This window comes from Streptomyces sp. NPDC096311, from assembly GCF_044763085.1.
Lineage (GTDB): Bacteria > Actinomycetota > Actinomycetes > Streptomycetales > Streptomycetaceae > Streptomyces.
In genome coordinates this window covers 19190-37787 of sequence record NZ_JBIWFN010000034.1, presented here as the reverse complement: position 1 = coordinate 37787, position 18598 = coordinate 19190, and the positions used below count along the sequence as shown (strand labels likewise).

Sequence of the window (18598 nt, the reverse complement as noted above, 5' to 3'; positions counted from 1 at the left end):
CAGGGCTGTTCCACTCACCAGATGGACATGACCGGTCGCGGCCGTCCCCATCGACTAGCGTCGTCACATGACCAGCGACACCCCCCGCAGCGCTTCCTCCCCCTCCCTCGCCGACGCCCTCGCCTCCGGAACGGTCGTCCTGGACGGCGGCATGTCCAACCAGCTGGGGTCGGCCGGGCACGACCTGAGCGACGAGCTGTGGTCGGCGCGGCTGCTCGCCGAGCGGCCCGAGGCGATCACCGAGGCGCACCTCGCGTACTTCGAGGCCGGCGCGGACGTGGCGATCACCTCCAGCTACCAGGCCACCTTCGAAGGCTTCGCGAAGCGCGGCATCCCGCAAGGCCGGGCGGCCGAACTCCTCGGCCTCAGCGTGGAGCTGGCGCGGGAGGCGGCCCGTCGCGCGCACGCGAAGGGGGCGACCCAACCGCTGTGGGTGGCCGCTTCGGTCGGCCCGTACGGGGCGATGCTCGCGGACGGTTCGGAGTACCGGGGGCGGTACGGGCTGAGCGTCGCCGAGCTGGAGCGGTTCCACCGCCCCCGCCTGGAGGTGCTGGCCGCCGCCGCGCCCGACGTACTGGCCCTGGAGACCGTGCCGGACGCCGACGAGGCCGAGGCGCTGCTGCGGGCGGTACGCGGTCTCGGCGTACCGGCGTGGCTGTCGTACACCGTCGCCGGGGACCGTACGCGGGCCGGGCAGCCCCTGGAAGAAGCCTTCGCCCTGGCCGCCGACGCGGACGAGATCATCGCGGTCGGCGTGAACTGTTGCGCCCCCGAGGACGTGGCCGGCGCGGTGGCGACGGCGGCGCGGGTGACCGGGAAGCCGGTGGTGGTGTACCCGAACAGCGGGGAGGTGTGGGACGCCGAGGCGCGGGCCTGGAACGGGCTCTCGACCTTCACGGCCGAGCAGGTGACCGGCTGGCGAGAGGGCGGGGCACGGCTGATCGGGGGGTGCTGCCGGGTGGGACCGGCGGCGATCGCGGGGATCACCCGGGCGCTGACGCCGGTGCGGTGACGTTCGGGTGGTGACTCCTGGATGGCGGCTTCGGCACACTCCTCGACCCGCCGACCCGGCCTCGGTCGCCGCGCGCCTCGAGGCCGCAGAGGCACCGAGGACATCGGCGGGGTCGAGTCCGCCTCTCGTCGCGTTCCGCTCCCGCTGCTAGCCTCCGGCTCGGGAACCGGTTGCCTTCGGTGTTGCCGCACTTCCCGAGGGGCGGGCAGGCCCCGGCGGCGGAGAAGTCGCCGCCCGGGGCGGAGGAGAGGGGCCGGCATGACGAGGAAGAGCACCACGGACGCCGGGAGCCGGCGCACGATCCGGGACGTGGCGGCACGCGCGGGGGTGTCCGCGTCGACGGTGTCGCGGGTGCTCGGCGGCGAGTATCCGGTGAGCGCAGCGACGCGTACCCGGGTGATGCGGGCGGTGCGCGAGCTGGACTACGTGGCCGACGCCCGCGCGAAGGCGATCGCGGGGGCCGGCACACCGACGCTCGCCTTTGTCCTCGACGACATCACCGGGCCCTCGTTCGCGCACATGGCGCACGGCGTGGAGCGCGAGGCGACCCGGCTCGGCCATCTGTGCCTGGTGTGCAGCACGGACGGCGACGCCGAACACGAGCTGGAGTTCATCGACATGATGCGTGCCCAGCGGGCCGCCGCGGTGATCCTGGTCGGCGGCGCCACGGACACCGAGGAGTACCGCGCACGGATGGCCCGCATCGCCGACTCCCTGGCGTCGGCCGGGTCACGGCTGGTCCTGTGCGGGCGGCCACCACTGGCCCCCGGGACGCCGGTGACGGTCATCGAGTACGACAACGAGGGCGGCGCCTACGCCCTGTGCGCACACGTCCTCGCCCAGGGCCACCGGCGGGTCCTGTTCCTCGGGGGGAAGCCGGACAGCACCACGGCCCTGGGCCGCGAGCGCGGCTATCTCGCCGCCCACCGGGCACGCGGCCTCGAACCCGACCCGGCGCTGCGCCTGGTCGGCGACTTCACCCGGGACTCGGGCCACCGCCTGGTGCGCCGGGCGCTGGAACAGGGCCTGGACTTCACGGCGGTGATGGCCTCCACCGACATGGTCGCCTCCGGTGCCCTGACGGCCCTGCACGAGGCGGGTCTGCGGGTCCCGGCCGACGTCTCCCTCGTCGGCTACGACGACATCCCCTTCGCCCGCGACCTCCATCCCCCGCTGACGACGGTCCACGTCCCCTACGAGGAACTGGGCCGGCTGGCCGTCCGCACCGTCCTCGGCCGCACCCCGGACGCCCCGAACGAGCACCTTCTCCTGGGGACGCACGTGGTGGTGCGCGACTCCGTGGCGGGGCCGGGGGACGAGATCTGCGCAGAGCAACCGGTTGTCGCACCCTGCCCCACGGTTCCGGCCTGACGGTCATCCGCGAGCCGGACCCGTTCGGCGGGGCCGCCGCCGTCACGGCCGAGGGGCTCCCCCGGAGCGACGGAAGCGTCGTACGGCTGACAGTGGTGGCGTACCGCGCGTGGGCGGACCGACGGGAAGGCGCGCCGCGGGGGTGGATTTCGGAGAGCTGAGTGGCCCGGCCGACTCCGCGTCCCACAGGGCGAGTTCACGGTCGCGCGGCCCGTGGACGGTGTGCGGTTCGCCGGTGCCGAAGACACGGACCGGATGCGTGGTATCCCAGGCCCCCCAGCCCGGGTCGCCCTCGGCAGCGAACCGCACCCAGGCGGTGTGCATCGCGTCGGCGAGCTCCTGCGGGGCGCCCGCACCCGCGAGCATCGCCGACTCCGGCACGTCGGCGGTGTCGAAGACGAAGCCGAGCTCCAGAGCATGACAGGCGCCGAGGTCCGGTACGTTCGAGGGCCACGCGAACTCGTAGACGTACGCGGGGGTTCGCGGCGGGCGGGAATCGGCCAGCCGGTGCAGTGGCACCCGCAGGAGGTGGTCGGTGACCATCTGCCCGACGAGGTCCGCGGTGCCCGCACCCGGATGGATCGCGCGATAGCCGCGGGGCACCTCGTGGCCGCAGCGGCAGCGGGCCATGGCACCGGCCAGGGCGACGGGACCGAGCCGGTCGACACGCTCCAGCAGTCCTCCCGGGGCCAGCCACAGCCGGTACTCCTCGCTGGTCCAGCCCAGCAGCAGTTCGACGCCGGGCGCGCCGCCCTCGACGAGTGCCTCCATCGGGTCGCGCGGGACGAGGTCGCCGTCGACGACGATCCCGAAGGCGGGCCCGCCGAGGAGGGGGCTGCTGAGCCTGGCCACGTCGGCCTGGGTGCGCAGCAGCAGAGCGCGGTCGACGGCGGCGAATGCCCGCGCCGTCGCCGGGACCTTCAGCCGGGTGGCCATTCTGCGCACCATCCGCCGTACCTTGTCGCGCTCGCTCGCCTCCGGCGGTCCGCTCTGCAGGACGGCCCGCCGGAACAGCCCCTGGGCGCGCGGACTGGCCAGCAGCGCCCCGACGCTGATGGCCCCGGCCGACTCGCCGAACACGGTCACCCTGTCCGGGTCGCCGCCGAACCGCGCGATCGACTCCCGCACCCACTCCAGCGCGGCGAGTTGATCGCGCAGCCCCGCGTTGGGCGGCGCGTCCGGGAAGAGGCCGTAACCCTCCACCCCCAGCCGGTAGTTGATCGAGACGAGGACGATCCCGTCCCGTGCGAAAGCGCGACCGTCGTAGACGGGTACGGCCGACGAGCCGCGGGTCAGGGCGCCGCCGTGGATTCACACCATGACGGGGAGCCGGGCAGCGGAACCGGGCTCGGGTGTCCACACGTTCAGGTTGAGGCAGTCGTCGCCGGGCACCGCGGGGTCGGCGAGAAGCCGCGCGAACGCCTCGGAGTACGGCGGCTTGGGCGGCGTCGGTCCAAAGCCCCCCGCGTCGCGCACACCGTCCCAGGGCTCCGGAGGAACGGGTGGCCGAAAGCGCCGGGCGCCGAACGGCGGGGCCGCGTAGGGGATGCCCCGGAACACCGCGATGCCGTGCTCGTATCTGCCTCGTACGACCCCGTGCGGCGTCCTCACCACGGGGCCTGCCTGGTCTGCCGTCATCCGCCCACCAGCTTCCTCACCGCCCTCGCGCACCGTGAACAACAGAGCACCACATCACGGCCCGGTATTCCGGCGCACGAGGCGGCTGGGGGGCTGATCGGGCGAGATAGCGCTACTTGGCGTACATCAGCGTGCCGAAGCCGAGCTGGTCGTATCCGCCGCTGGTGGAGCCGTAGTCACCTCCTCCGCCCTCGGGGGCGACGAGGTTGTAGTACATCTGCGAGATGTACTTGTCGTCGAGGTACACGCGCCGGTTGTAGTGGAAGTGGAGCATCGCCCACACCGGGCGTATCTGACCGCGGGACCCGGAGGCGATCACCGTCTGGGACTGCTGGGCGCAGCTCTGCCCGGTGCCCCACGTATAGGTGCTGTAGGGCACGTCATTCCCCAGGTTGTACTTGGCGACGTACTGGGCGGCCTTCATGAACCGCCTGCCGTCGTACGAGTACAGGTCGTCGCCCTGGTTCCAGGCCATCTCGCAGATCGCACCCATCTGGCCCATGCCCATGACGGTGTGGCCCTGGTCACGGCCGGACTCCTGCCACTGGCCGAGGTCGTAGCCGTCGACGTTGCTGTACAGGAACGGCACCGCGTGCTGGATGGAGCCGTTGCCCGCGCCGGTCTTGAAGTAGTTGACGGCCTGGTCGTACTTGGCGCCGTCGTCGCACAGGATCCCGATGGCCATGATCGAGGCCATGTTGCACAGGTCCCAGTTCGCCCAGTAGTTGGTGACGCAAGCGTCGTTGTGGCCGGTGAGGAACTGGTTGTTGAGCGGGTAGAAGACGTTCAGCATCATCTGCTGGAACTTGCTGAGGTCGAACCCCGCGTAGCCGCGCATGAGTTCGGCGGCGTTGGCGAACTCCCAGCCGTAGATCCCGGCGGCGAGGAACCGGTCGGCGTTGCCCTGGATGGACGTGAGCTTGTTCGCCCAGGCGTTGAGGATGCGGACGGCGCAGTCGCCGTTCGCGGCGGTGCCGGCGACCTGCCAGCGCAGGGCGTTCTGGTAGGCGGCGGCGATGTCGTTGTACAGGATGCCGTAGTTCTCGGGGTAGCCCGATCCTCGGTAGACCGTGGCCTGCGGGTTGGGCGTCCAGGTGGACGCGGAGTGGGAGTTGGCGGTCAGCTTGTTCCAGCCGGACAGCCAGGGGTCGGTTCCCGCCGCGACCCTGACCTTGGCTCGGTTGACGTCGCCGGCGTTGTGCAGCATGCCGGGGTGGGTGAAGGTCGCCGGTGCGGCGGCGGCCGTGGTGGCGGTGGCCGTGGCGCCGAGGGCAACGGCGGCGGTGACACCGCCGACGGTCCTCAGCAGACTGCGGCGGCTCAACCCGCTGTCGTGGAGGTGCGTGTGGGGGGAAGTGCGGCTCATTGGTGCATCTCCCATCGTGGACTACAGGGTGATGATGCTCACCTCGTCGAACTGGGTGGTGCTGCGGACCAGGGGGCTGCGGGAGCAGACCACGAGGCCCACGTAGTAGGGGGCGTCACCGAAGCCGGGGATGTCTCCCGCGGCGAGGGGGGTCCAGGTGACGCCGTCATCGGTGGAGACGGCCGCGGCGAAGGCTGTCCCGGTGCGCTTCAGCCGCAGCAGGCAGGGGGCGGTGACCGTCCCGTTGCCCGTGAAGGTGGACTTTCCGGCCACCGTCGTGCGCAGCATGAGTTGCGCGGTGGTGCCGCCGGTGACGATCGTCCCGGCCGCCTGGTCGAACGGCGACAGGGACTTGGCCATGAGCAGGCCCACCCGGTCGGCGCTCGCGCCCGTGCGAGAGACGAGCCGGGCGGTGACCTGGCAGTCACCGGTCACCGGCTGCCGTACGAACTGCCCGGTCATGCCCTGGTTGTTGACGGTGAGGTCGGTCCCGGCTCCCCGCACCACAAAGGTCCCGTCTTCGTGGGCGGTGCTGCCGGGGGTCTGGGTCGCGACCACGCCGAACGTCCCAAAGGCGCGGTCGTCGAGGACGGCGTCGCCGAGGTCGCCGTACGTCCAGGGCGCGGGCGGCGGGGTGCCGACCGTGAGGGTGAGGGTGCCGGTCGTGTCACCGGCCGCGTTGCCCGCGGCGGTGGTGACGGTGAGCTCGCCGGTCTCAGTGGGTGTTCCGGAGATCAGGCCGGTGCGCTTGTCGACGCCCAGACCGTCGGGCAGGCCCTCGGCGGCGAACCGGATGGGCTCGTGCGAGGCGCGGAGCAGATATCGGAAGGCGGCTCCCTTGTTCGCGAACGCGGCGGTGGCGGAAGTGAGTTCCGGCGCGGACGGGGTCGGCATCACAGCGGCGGCGGATTCGGACAGCGGGCCGCGTCCGGAGCTGTTGGTCTTCGCGACGACGTAGTGGTACGTCGTGCCGGGCGCGCCGGTCGCGTCCGTGTACCGGATGCGGGTGCCGAACCCGACGGGTCCGACGCCGCTGGCGACGGTCACGTACGGGCCATGGTCCTCGGCGGACCGCAGCACCTTGTACCGGGCCGAGAGGTCCGGGTCGGTCCAGGCCAGTTCGACGGCGTCCGCTCCCGCGGCGGCCCGCAGGCCGGTGGCGGTGCGGGCCGGGCGCGGCACGGACCAGACCTCGCCGGACGCGGAGTCCACGCTGACGTCGTCGAAGGCGCCGGTGCCGGTCTCGGCGTAGGCCTCGTCCATGCCGAGGCAGGAGGTTAGGGCGAGACCCGCGCAGGCGGTATTGCCCAACTCGACCTCGGTGGAGCCGACTTCGGTCCAGCGGATGCCGTCCGGAGAGATCGCGCCGGTGCAGCGGCGGCCCTTGCGGGTCACTCGCACCCAGTACGGTGCCCTCAGCCGGTAGCCGTCGCCCGCACCCTCGACGTACGGGGCCTCCAGCGGGGTCGCCGACTCGGGCAGCGCGCCGAGGTTCGAGATCGGGAAGGCGGCCGCCGAGGTGATGGCCTGCTGCTGGGACGGCGGCACGGGTGTGCTGCCGGTCGCGGAGATGGCGGCCCCGGCCTTCGGGCGCACGGTCCACACGCCGCTCCAGGTGTGCAGCGGCAGCCCCTGGATCAGCATCGCGGCGTGGGCAGCGTCCGCGTCGAGGGAGTCGCGGACACTGACGCCGATCTTGGCGTACTGGGAGCTGAGCGGCCACACGATCCGCGCGGTGATCGAGCCGTCGCCGTGCAGCGGCAGATACGCCAGGCGGTGGGTGTCGGCGGTGCCGGAGGCCTCCAGCACGAACCGCTCGCCGTCGAAGGCGGCGGAGCCGGGGATCCTGACGTCCCCGATGTCGCGGGTCGCCCAAGGGGCGGGGAGTCCGGCGGTGGCCGCCGCCCACGCCGAAGTTCCGCTCGTGCCCACCGAGTTGGTGGCGGTGAGGGTGTAGTAGTAGGTGCGGCCCGTGTGGGCGGTGCGGTCGCTGTACGTCGGCTTGTCGACGCCGGTCGCGATCTCCTCGTAGGGGCCCTCGGCGGTGTCGGCCCGCAGGACCGTGTAGGTGGCGGCCCACGCCGAGGGCAGCCAGGTCACGGTGACGTCCTTGTCGTCGCCGACCGCCGTGACACCGGACGGAGGGGTGGGCTCGGTCGGCGCGGGCGCCTTGGCACCGGCGTAGGCGAAGGTGCCCCAGCTGGGCAGGTCGTCGTTGCTGCCCTCGACGACGCGGGCGCCGCCGGTGCCGCGGAAGACGGCGGCCTTGGTGTACGGGGTGTCGAGGCCGCGGACGCCGGCGTAGTGGGCGTAGTACATCTCGTAGATCGGCGGCAGGGTGCCGCGCGAGACGGCCGAGACGGCCGTCTTGATGTACTTGCCGGTGCGGTCGAGGTCGGGGGTGAAGGGGACCTCGCCGCCGAGGTTGTAACGGGCAGCGTACTCGGCGTTCGCGAGGATCCGGTCGTCGTCGAAGGCCCACAGGTCGACGCCCTGGTTCCAGGCGACCTGCGCGATGTCTCCCATCAGGCCGACCGCGAGCTGTTCGTGGCCCTGGTCGCGGCCGCTCTCCTGGCCCTGGCCCGCGTCGGTCACGATGCGGTGCAGGACGCTGCCGTTGCCCGCGCCGACGGCGGCGAATCGCAGGGCGTCCTCGACGACGGTGCGCTCCTCGCAGAACACGCCGATGGCCAGGATGGACTGAATGGACGTCAGATCCCAGTTGCCGTTGGCGTAGAGCATGTAGCCGGACATTGCCGGATACCACACGCGCAGGAAGGACTCCTCGCAGCGGGCGATGTCCTCCTTGACCCATCCGTCGTAGTCGCCGTGGCGCAGCAGCTCGGCCGCGTTGACGAACTTGAAGGCCTGAAGGCCCACGCCGAGCGGTCCGTCGGCCCCCGTGACCGCCGTCAGGGACGCCGACCATGCGTTGAGGATGTCGCGGGCCTTGTCGGCGTGCGCGCGGTCGCCGGTCACGGCCCAGGCAAGGGCGTTCTGGTAGGCGGCGGCCGAGTCGGCCACCGCCTGGTTCTGGTAGTTGGAGGGGCCGCGGCCCCACGAGGTGATCTGGCCCGTGTTCTGCACAGGGTACGACGACGAGGAACGCGGGTGGGCAGCGAACGCCAAGTAGCCCTCATAGATGGGCGATTCCTTCGCGGCGAGCGCGCCCTTCATACGGGCGAGGTCGTCTGCGGTGTGCAGCAGACCGGGGTGGGTGAAGGCTCTGAGGCCGGCAGAGGTGTCGTCGTCCTCTGCCCGTGCCGTGCCGGGCACGAGCAGTCCGCTCGCGCCCGAGGTCAGCAGCAGGGCCGCGGCGCCGCCGAGGAAGACCCGGCGGCTCGGTGCGTGGGTCGTCATGACGCGGCGGCCGCCTCGGCCTCGGCGGTGGTGAGGAACGTGAGGTTCAGGACGTGCTCGTTGGAGTACCACTGCATCGCGTCGGTGGTCGCGTACCACTTGGGCTTCTTCATCGAGTCGGCGATGACCGTGCCATTGATCACCAGGTTCTCGAAGGTGACGTTCTTGATGGCGTGGTCGGCGTCGTAGCCGAGGAAGAGTGACGGGTTGGCGTGCGTGCCCGTGTAGGTGAGATTCTTGACGTAGACGTCCTCGATGCCGCGGCCGACCGAGGTGTTGTATTTCGTGTTGTACATGACCCGCATGTGGATCACCTGGCCCCAGCGGAAGTCCTCGATCCGCACGTCCTCGATGAGCACGTTCCTGATGAGGTTGGAGTCGCCGGGATTGAGGGCGATGCAGCCCTGGTAGCCCATCTGGGGCTCGCGGTGGTCGAGGATGTCGAGGTTCTTGAAGACCAGGTTCTCCAGCACCTCGGGGGCGTCGGTGTTGCCGTGGGTGCCGACGTTGATCGGGTGGGCGACGTCGGCCCACAGGGTGCAGTTCTGGACGGTGATGTCGCGGGTGTCGCCGTAGTAGTCCCAGCGGTGGGCGTAGATGGCGATGCAGTCGTCGGAGTTGCGCAGGAAGCAGCCGTCGAGCACGACGCTGCTGCTGGAGAAGATGTCGATGCCGTCGCCGTTGCCCCGGGAGCTGAACCCGCGCAGGTGCTTGATGTGGACGTTCTCGCTCTCGCCGAGGGTCGCGATGTAGCCGCCCCCCGGGTTCATGACGATGACGTCCTCGATCCGGATGTTCTTGCTGCCCTCGCAGAGGACACCGTTCGCCGTACCCCCGTAGACCATGCCGTGGCCGGTGAGGGAGGCCTTCTCCACGTCCTTGAAGTAGACCAGGCCGGTCAGGACGGCACCGCCCGCCAGGTGGACGGTCTTGCCGCTGGGGACGGTGAGCGTGCCGCCAGGGACGGTGTGCACGCCGGGGCCGAAGTAGATGACGTCCGGGTCGTCGGCCGAGGGCGGGTTGGGGTCGATGTGGTTGCTGAACAGCTGCAGACAGTCGAAGACCCCGTCGTTGATCTGGACGACGACGTCACGCGGCTCGTCGAGGATGAACCGCAGGGTGTCGCCGAGGAGTTCGAACGTGATGCCGAGTGCGTCCGGTCTCACGCGAGCCTTGGTGGTGCCGCCCTTGAGGTAGGTGACCTCGACCTCGACCGAGCCCTGGAAGTCGAAGTACGCCATCGAGGTGTCCCAGACCTTGCCGGAGCCGGTGGTGGGGTTGATCTCCTCCAGCCGCGGCCGGTAGATGTCCAGGGTCTGCCACTCGCCGTCGGGAGCGGTGCGCACCCGCACCTTGAAGCTGGTGTTGGTCGGCATGGTGGACGGGCGGGGGTAGGTGACCAGCTTCGGCGCGGAGTCGCCGTCCGCGTGGGCCACCGTGGCGGTCGGTCCGCCGGTCAGACCGGCGGCGAGCACGGTGGCACCCACGGCCTGGAGGGCGGTACGGCGGGACAGTGGCGTGTTCATCTATGACTCCTCGCGATGGTGAACAAAGGGGAATGGAAGGTCACTTGAGGCCGGAGGTCGACATCCCGGCGACGAAACCGCGCTGGGCGACGAGGAAGACCAGCAGGATGGGGACGACGTACATCACGGAGGCCGCGGCCTGGAGGTTGGCGACCGGTGTGCCGGCCGACGTGACGTAGGTGGACATGACGGCGACGGCGAGCGTGGAGCGGTCGGTGGACAGCAGTAGCTGCGGGGCGATGTAGTCGCCCCAGGACCAGGTGAAGGCGATCACGAAGCTCGCGGACAGTGCGGGCCAGGACTGCGGCAGGAAGATCCGCCAGAAGATCGCCGTGTAGCCGCAGCCGTCGACGATCGCGGCCTCCTCCAGTTCGCGGGGCAGACCGGCGAAGAACTGGCGGAAGAGGAAGACGAGATACGGCGCGGCGGACAGGCCCCACAGCACCCACGGCCAGTAGGTGTCGACCATGCCGAGCTTGGCGAAGATCAGGTAGGTCGGCAGGAGCGTGATGAGCTGGGGCAACATCATCGAGCCGAGCAGGATGCCGAACAGCGTCTTCTTGCCGGGCGCGTCGAGGCGGGCGAATCCGAAGCCGACCCAGGCCGAACTCAGGGTGACCAGGGTGGCGTAGACGAGGGCGATGATCAGCGAGTTGCGGGCGTAGCCCAGGAAGTCGATCAGGTGGAAGGCGTCCGCGAAGTTGTGCCACTGGAAGTGGTCGGGCAGCCAGTGCACGGGTGAGGCGGCCAGTTCGGCCGGGGTCTTCAGTCCGGTGAGGATCAGCCAGCCGAAGGGGCCGAGGAACAGCCCGATGATGGCGACGAGAACGGTGTAGAGGACGAGGCGGTTGACGCGTACCCGCACCGGGGGAGCGGAGTTGGGGGGAGGGCTGGTCGCGGTCACTTCTTCGCCTCCGGGTCGACGTTGTAGAACACCACGCCGGACGTGAACTTGAAGATGAGTCCGGTCACGATGAGGATCAGGACGAAGAGCACCCATAGGAGTGCGGAGGCGTAGCCGTAGCGGCCGAGCGCGAAGTACTGGCTGAACACGTGCATCATGTACAGGTAGTTGGACTGCGGCAGTGCCGTGACGCCCGCCGTGGTGCCGTCCGGCGACAGCAGCAGCGGCATGATGGTCTGCACCGAGGCGATCACGCCGGTCACCGTCTGGAAGAGCAGCACCGGGGAGAGCAGCGGCACGGTGATGCTGCGGAAGGTCCGCCAGGCGCTCGCCCCGTCGATGCGGGCCGCCTCGTGGAGTTCGCGGGGCACGTCCTGGAGACCGGCCAGTGAGATGATCATGATATTTCCGGCGCCCCACAACACGCTCATCAGGAGCACGTACCGTGCGTAGGGGTCGGCGAGCCAGCCGAGGGCGTCGATGCCGAAGAGGGTCAGGGCACCGTTGACGGCACCGGAGTTCTGGTCGAAGAGCGCCTTGAAGGCGAGGCCCACGCCCACCGGGGGCACCACGGCCGGCAGATAGAGCAGCGTGCGGAACAGTCCCCGTGCCTTGATCGGCCGGTTGACCAGGACGGCGAGCCCGAGCCCGGCGATGATCGACAGCGGCACTGAGGTCACCGCGAACAGGCCCGTGCGGCCCAGGGCGTCCCAGGTCTGCCTGTCGGAGAACAGCTCGCGGTAGTTGCCGAGGCCGACGTAGCGCCAGTTGGGCGAGATGCCGTCGAACGTGGTGAAGCTCAGCCACAGTGCGTACGCCATGGGGAGGACGGTCAGCAGCAGAAACCCGATGATCCAGGGCGCGGTGAACCGGTAGAACGCCCGGTGCCTGCGCGTGGTCATGGATGTCCGCGGCCGCTCCTCGGCCCGCGCGGGGTCCGCGTTCGCCGCCGGACCGGGCCGGTCCGCGACGGAGGAGATCTGGTCGACCGTCATCCCACCTGCTCCTTACCGCGCTTCAGCTGCTCGTTCATGACCGAGTCCAGACGGCCCGCCAAGGTGTCGACGGACATCTGGCCCTGCATCGCGGCCGGGGCGATCTGGTTGAAGAGGGCGTAGAGCGAATCCGCTGTGGCGTAGGGCGTGAAGGCGATCACCGAGAAGTGCCTCAGCTCGGCGTTCTGCGCCTTCAGCACCCGCTTCTGGTACTCCTCCTGAGCCGGCATCAACGACCGCAGGGACTTCAGGGTGGGAATTCCCCAGCCGCTGGAGGCGCGCGCCTTGGCGGGCGCCTCGCCGAAGAACCACTCGAAGACCCGCCAGGCGGCGTCCTTGTTCCGTGCCCTTCTCGGCATCCAGAGGCCGGTGCCGGCCTGGCAAGGGCTGATCCGCCGGCCGCCCTCGAAGACGGGGGCGGGGGCGAGGCGGGACACCGGCGCCAGCTTCTTGTCGGCGTTGATCAGGCCGCCGAGCCAGTAGCCCGAGTTCGACATGGCCATCCGGTTCGCCTGGTAGGTGGGCCCGTCCCAGGCGTTGGGGTCCGGCTGGACGAGACTCGGCCCCACCTTGGCCCGGCAGTAGTCGATGTACCAGCCCAGTGCCTTGCGGGCCTCCGGTGTGGTGAAGTCGACCCGGGAGAAGTCGTCGGTGAAGAGACTTCCTCCGGCGGACACCGTCAGGCTCGCCAGGAGATTGGGGGTGAGTACGCCGTTGTAGCTGCCGCCGAAGACGGTCGTCTGGCCGTCCTTGCGGCGAGTGAGCCGCTTGGCGCAGTCCAACCACTCGTCGTACGTGACCGGCTCGGTCTCCGGCGGGTAGCCGAGGCCCGCCTTGTCGAAGAGCGCGGTGTTGTACCAGTACATGGAGTCCTGGGAGAAGTCCTTCGCCATGCCGTAGCGCGGGCCCTGACCCTGGGTCCGACCGTCGTACCGCCACAGGTCGTTGACCGGGTCCAGGTCGTCGAGCCTGAGAACGCTGCTGCGGGCGAAATACGGGTCCAGCTCCTCCATGACGTCCCGCGCCGCAAAGTACGGCGCGTCCACAGCGCCGAGACCGCGCACCAGGTCGGGCGGGTTGCCGTTGGTCATCATCCCGATCAGCTTGGTGAGGTCGTACCGCACCGTGACGATCTTGACACCGATGTCCTTCCGGGCCTGCTTGACCAGTTCCGGGGAGATGTCGTCGGGCTTGACCATCAGCGTGACGGTCTCACCCGAACCGCCGACCCCGGTGGACACCTGGAGCGCACAGCCGCTCAACGCTGCCGCACCGGTAGCGGCGCCGGCCGCCGAGCGTGCGAGAAATCGGCGGCGGCTCAGCGGGGCACCAGCGTGTGGGCGCATGAACGCATCACCTCCTGCTCCATCGGTTCGAGATATCGACCACGAATCGGCCTATCGATCGGCGGCCGATTGGCTCGGCAACCGGTTGCTGAGCAATGGGGCAGAGCTTCTTCCTGTCCGGAAACCGCGTCAAGGGCCTTGGCGCACTTTCGAAAACAATGAGTAAACCCAGAGACACGAGCCGGCCGCCGGAGGGTTCGCGCCGCCTGCGGCGGCGAACGAGGAGCAGATCATCGCCCTGCTCCTCACCCAAGGGCCCATGAGCCCAGCCGAGTCGGCACGTCAGGCCGGGTGTCCCGGACCACGGTTACGACGATCGTCGACGAGCCGGCGGATCCCGGCCTGATCACCACGATCGACGAGGAGCCTGACGGCTCCCTCGTCGACCACGCCGGAAACCGGTTGCTCGCTCAAAAGCGTCTGGGCGCATCTCAGCAACCCGGCCACGAGAAGGATCACCGGCTCCGGCAGGGCTCCGGTCCCCGTACCGGAGCGGCCGGGCGCGTCGAAACCGGCAGGTCGATCCCGCACCGGCTTCGGAAGCCGCCAGGTGGGACAGACAGCAGGCCATCTGCGTCGATGTGGGCATCCCGGGCCCCATCCACCGTGAGACCGGAGCCGTCGGGGTGCCCCTGCCGGGCCGACCCTGGTCGCATGTGCACGCATCGCGGCGCCGGGCGGCGCCTCGCTCGTCCTCAGCAAGACCTCCGACCCGGCCGCCACCCTCAGCCGCATGGCCGGGAAGGACAGGACCGCCTGCGCGCACCCTGACGTTCATCGCACCGCACCCTGCATCGCAGCCCCGTGGACACCCGCGCGCATCCGGAGAACACGGCCGGCGCCGCGACCTTCGCGCAACCGAACCGCAGAGCCACAGAGCCGCTGACGATCAGGAACGACGAGTAACCGTTTTCGAAACGATGCCACTTCAGGAGCCCACCAGCGGCACGAACACGGACCGCCCCAATTCCCCGCGATCCCCGATCGCGCACCTCGCCCCCGCCGCGACATGGGCACATACAGCGGGACAGCTCCCACCGGCGTCCGCACGCAGCTCCCCCTCCCGCACGATTGACCCACCCTTCCCGGCGGATCTACGGTAGAAGGCGCTTTCTGAAACTGTTTCCCAGCGCACTTCAGGAGAGTCATGCCAAGCGCCCAGCCGCCGAGGGTCGTGTTCGCCATGGATCCGGTGCACCTGCCTCTGCTCTTCCCTCCGCCCCTCCTGGCACGGCTTCAGCGGACGGCCGACCTCGACCCCGCCCTCGTCGTCCAGGACTTCGCCGATCCCGCGGCGGCGGACGCGTTGTCCCGGGCCGAGGTACTGATCACCGGATGGGGCTGCCCCCGACTCGACGGGGAGGCCCTGGCGGCGGCGCCCCGGCTGCGCGCCGTCCTGCACGCCGCGGGCTCCGTCCGCTCCCTGGTCGGCGAGGCCCTGTGGCGGAGCAGGGTCACCGTCGCCAGCGCGGTGACCGGCAACGCGCTGCCGGTCGCGGAGTACACGCTCGCCATGATCCTGCTCTGCGGCAAGAACGCCTTCGCGCTCCGCGAGCGCTTCCGGAGCACCCACACCCACCCCTCCCCTGCCGAGACCGCGGACACGGGCAATCTCGGCCGCCGGGTGGGGATCATCGGCGCCTCCCGCGTAGGTCGCCGACTGCTGGCACTACTGCGGCCGTTCGACCTCGCCGTGTCGCTGTACGACCCCTATGTGAGCGCCACCGAAGCGGTCGCGCTGGGGGCCGAACCGCTGTCGCTGGAGGATCTGTTGCGCACCAGCGACATCGTCAGCCTGCACGCCCCCGACATCCCCGAGACCCACCGCATGCTCGATCGCGACCGGCTCGCCCTCGTCAGGGACGGCGGCGTACTGATCAACACCTCCCGCGGCGCCCTGGTCGACCCCGCCGCGCTCACCGACGAGCTGCTCTCCGGTCGGCTGAGCGCGGTGCTGGACGTGACCGAACCGGAGCCGCTGCCCGCCGGATCCCCGTTGTACGGCCTGCCCAACGTCTTCCTCACCCCGCACATCGCCGGCTCGCTCGGCAACGAGCTGGCACGCCTCGGCGGCATCGTCGTCGAGGAGTTGGAACGCCTGGTCGCGGGCCTGCCGCCGGCCCATGAGGTGCGTCGTGCGGATCTGGCACATGTCGCCTGAGCCCCGCACCGACGACCGCCCTGCCTCGAAGTAACGATGGGATACGGTTTCGGCACCGGCGAGGGGCATCCCCGGCACGTCCGGTCAAGGAGTCGCTACGGCGAAGGAGCCGCTACGGTGAGTCAGCGCAAGGCATCGGGCGACGCCGGCCGGGCCACCATCCGGGACGTGGCGGAACGCGCGGGCGTCTCCGTGGCCAGTGTCTCGCGCGTCCTGTCCGGCAACTATCCGGTCTCGGACGAACTGCGCCGACGCGTGATGAAGGTCGTACGGGACCTGGACTACGTCACCAACGCCCACGCCCGCTCCCTCGCCGGCGGCGGCACTCCGACAGTGGCCATCCTCATCAACAACATCACCGGTGCCGCGTTCGCGCATGTGGCCAAGGGAGTCGAGGGTGCCGCCTCGCTGCGCGGCTGGCTCTCGCTGGTCGGCACCACCGGGGACGACCCGGAGCGGGAACTCGCGCTGGTGAACCTGATGCGCCAGCAGGGCGTCGCCGCGGTGATCCTGCTCGGCGGCGCGTACGACTTCGACGAGTACCAGCTGAGGATGGCCCGCTTCGCCCGCTCCCTCGACGCGGCGGGCTCGCATCTCGTGCTGGTCGGCAGGCCTCCGTTGGAGGGCGACGTACCGGCCACGACGGTCGACTACGACAACGAGGGCGGCGCCTACGCCATGGCCAGCCACCTCCTGTCCGCGGGCCATCGCCGTGTCCTGGTACTGCCGGGACCTGCCGAACTCACCACGGCACAGGGCCGCTTGAGAGGGGCCCGGCGGGCCTTCGAGGCGTATGGCGTGACCTTCGATCCGGGCCTGGTACTGCACGGCCCATACGACTACGAGCACGGGTACGAGGCGGTCGAGGAGGGTCTGCGGCGAGGACTCGACTTCACCGCGGTGCTCGCGGGGACCGATGTGGTCGCCGCGGGCGCCATGCAGGCGCTACGCGCGGCCGGGATGAGAGTGCCCGAGGACGTCTCGATCGTCGGCTACGACGACATCCCACTGGCCTCCCAGCTCACTCCGCAGCTGACGACCGTGCATGTCCCGTACGAAGAGATGGGCCGCGTCGCCCTGCGGGCGGTGGCCGACCGGCGTGAGGGCGGCGCCGGCCGCCGCAAGGGCAGCGACGGTGAGCACCTGGTGCTGGGTACGCATGTCGTCGTACGGCACTCCGTCCAGCCACCCGCTCAGCGGGTCTAGCCTGTTTCGCGGCGCTGTTACGTAAGCGTTTTCACAGAGTTTTTCGCGGCTCGTCAAGGGCGTGCACAGCGCCCTCAGGGAGCCGGGCGGTCACCACCGAAGCACCCTCTGGCCTGGGCAGTTCCTCCCTGGCGTCGGCACGTGCGACGGCTGCCGGCATCACCGCACGGACAACTCGGCGTAACAATCTTCAGCAGACCTCTTGCTTGGGGCTGACCGCTCGGCCTACCGTCCACAGCAACCGCTTACTACCGCTTCTGCTTGGCCCAGACCCCCCGCAACCGCGAGCCGACGGTTTCCCGGCCACCGTTGCCGGCCAACGCGGAGCCGCCGTCCTCTAGTTCTGAGAACGCCAACCTCCCGAAGGATCACGGTCAGATGAACTCCATCAGCCCCCGCAGAAGAGTCGTCCACGCCGCAGTCGCGGGTCTCGCGTTGACCGGCCTGCTCACCGCGTGCGGTGGATCCGGCTCCGGAGACTCGTCCTCCTCCGGTCCGGTCACCCTCCCCTTCTGGGGCTGGGCCAACGGTCAGGAAGCCGTCGTCAAAGCCTTCAACGCAAGCCACAAGGACATCAAACTCAAGTACACGAAGGTCACCGACCAGCTGACCATGCAGAAGCAGCTGACCAACGCCGTCAAGGCCGGTAACGCCCCCTGTCTGGTGCAGAACACCGCCGAGTACGTGACCACATGGGTTTCGCAGGGTGCGCTCGCCGACATCACCCAGTACGTCGGGTCCAGCGAGGACAAGTTCAACGCCGGTGCCTGGGCCGGTGCCCAGGTGCAGGGCAAGGTCTACGGCGTTCCCACCAGTTCCGCGCCCGCCTTCACCATCTACCGCACCGACATCTTCCAGAAGTACGGCCTGAAGCCGCCGGCGACGTGGGACGACTTCATCGCCGCCGGCAAGGTACTGAAGAAGCACGGCATCAAGGTCACCAACTACGCCGGTGAGGACCCGAGCACCCTTGAGGTACTCGCGATGCAGGCCGGGGCGCACTGGTACGGCATCGACGGCAACGCCTGGAAGGTGAACTTCCAGGACGCGGGCACCCTCAAGGCCGCGCAGACGATCCAGGAGATCATCGACAACGACCTGAACTCCAAGCTCTCCTTCGCCGACTACGCGGCCGTGCAGCGCAACTACGACAACGGCGCCACCGCCACCCGGCAGATCTCGACCTGGCAGATGGCCGGCATGGTGCAGAACTTCACCAAGTCCAACGGGAAGTGGGCGCTGGCGCCGTGGCCGACGTTCAAGGGTGAGGCGGCCAAGACCCCGGCCGGGACCAACCAGAGCGGCGGACTGACCCTGGTCACCAAGCAGTGCAAGAACCAGCGGCAGGCCGCCGAGGCGGCTCTGTGGATGTCGACCGACAACGGCGCGGTCAAGACGATGGCGAGCCCGACCACCGGCAACGGCGTCATGCCCGCGCTGGCCGGCAGCGACTCGTACGTCGGCGAGGCGATCTCCGACAAGCTGCTCGGAGGCAACTACGAGCCGGGCAAGAAGGTCGTGACGGACAGCCTGGGCACGGTCACCAGCGACTGGACCTTCGGCCCTGACTGGACCGCGATGTTCACGGAGATGCAGAGCGGCTGGGCCAAGGTCATCAACAAGGACCAGAAGGTCACCGACCTGCTGGCGCACATGCAGGAGTGGACGGTGGGCGACCTCAAGTCCCGCGGCATCAACGTCAAGAACTGAAGG

Annotated in this window: 11 protein-coding genes and 1 pseudogene; 5 read left to right on the top strand and 7 right to left on the bottom strand. The window is 69.9% G+C overall.

Annotated elements, in window-relative coordinates; translation table 11 throughout:
• Positions 1-67: 67 nt before the first annotated feature.
• Positions 68-1012 carry a homocysteine S-methyltransferase gene (mmuM, locus tag ACIRA5_RS49470; RefSeq protein ID WP_403704047.1) on the top strand — a complete coding sequence of 315 codons (945 nt, stop codon included), beginning with the start codon at positions 68-70 and terminating at the stop codon, positions 1010-1012.
• A gap of 258 nt (positions 1013-1270) precedes the next feature.
• Positions 1271-2383 carry a LacI family DNA-binding transcriptional regulator gene (locus tag ACIRA5_RS49465; RefSeq protein ID WP_403704044.1) on the top strand — a complete coding sequence of 371 codons (1113 nt, stop codon included), beginning with the start codon at positions 1271-1273 and terminating at the stop codon, positions 2381-2383.
• Positions 2384-2425: 42 nt separating this feature from the next.
• Here the strand turns inward: ACIRA5_RS49465 and ACIRA5_RS49460 are convergent.
• The 7 genes and pseudogenes from ACIRA5_RS49460 to ACIRA5_RS49430 all read right to left on the bottom strand — a co-directional run bounded on the left by ACIRA5_RS49460 (position 2426) and on the right by ACIRA5_RS49430 (position 13518).
• A pseudogene (locus ACIRA5_RS49460) lies at positions 2426-4021 on the bottom strand (carboxylesterase/lipase family protein).
• Between the two features lie 112 nt (positions 4022-4133).
• Positions 4134-5387, bottom strand: coding sequence for an alginate lyase family protein (locus ACIRA5_RS49455; RefSeq protein WP_403704042.1), 1254 nt, complete (start codon positions 5385-5387; stop codon positions 4134-4136).
• A gap of 21 nt (positions 5388-5408) precedes the next feature.
• Entirely contained in the window at positions 5409-8747 is a 3339-nt protein-coding gene (locus ACIRA5_RS49450) for an alginate lyase family protein (RefSeq protein ID WP_403704039.1), read from the bottom strand.
• Positions 8744-10273 carry a glycosyl hydrolase family 28 protein gene (locus ACIRA5_RS49445; protein WP_403704036.1) on the bottom strand — a complete coding sequence of 510 codons (1530 nt, stop codon included), beginning with the start codon at positions 10271-10273 and terminating at the stop codon, positions 8744-8746. The genes ACIRA5_RS49450 and ACIRA5_RS49445 overlap by 4 nt, the downstream gene beginning before the upstream one ends.
• Before the next feature lie 40 nt (positions 10274-10313).
• Entirely contained in the window at positions 10314-11177 is an 864-nt protein-coding gene (locus tag ACIRA5_RS49440; RefSeq protein ID WP_403704033.1) for a carbohydrate ABC transporter permease, read from the bottom strand.
• On the bottom strand, positions 11174-12172 hold the full coding sequence (locus ACIRA5_RS49435; protein ID WP_403704030.1) for a carbohydrate ABC transporter permease: 999 nt from the start codon (positions 12170-12172) through the stop codon (positions 11174-11176). The genes ACIRA5_RS49440 and ACIRA5_RS49435 overlap by 4 nt, the downstream gene beginning before the upstream one ends.
• Positions 12169-13518 (bottom strand): extracellular solute-binding protein, encoded by a 1350-nt coding sequence (locus tag ACIRA5_RS49430; RefSeq protein WP_403704027.1) that lies wholly within the window; start codon positions 13516-13518, stop codon positions 12169-12171. Before ACIRA5_RS49430 ends, ACIRA5_RS49435 begins: the two co-directional genes overlap by 4 nt.
• A 1147-nt stretch (positions 13519-14665) precedes the next feature.
• Here ACIRA5_RS49430 and ACIRA5_RS49425 point away from each other — a divergent pair.
• From ACIRA5_RS49425 to ACIRA5_RS49415, 3 genes are all read left to right on the top strand, one after another.
• Positions 14666-15679, top strand: coding sequence for a hydroxyacid dehydrogenase (locus tag ACIRA5_RS49425; RefSeq protein WP_403704023.1), 1014 nt, complete (start codon positions 14666-14668; stop codon positions 15677-15679).
• A 117-nt stretch (positions 15680-15796) separates the two neighbouring features.
• Positions 15797-16885, top strand: a complete 1089-nt coding sequence (locus ACIRA5_RS49420; RefSeq protein ID WP_403704020.1) for a LacI family DNA-binding transcriptional regulator — start codon at positions 15797-15799, stop codon at positions 16883-16885.
• Between the two features lie 378 nt (positions 16886-17263).
• Positions 17264-18595, top strand: a complete 1332-nt coding sequence (locus tag ACIRA5_RS49415; RefSeq protein WP_403704018.1) for an ABC transporter substrate-binding protein — start codon at positions 17264-17266, stop codon at positions 18593-18595.
• Positions 18596-18598: the final 3 nt, after the last annotated feature.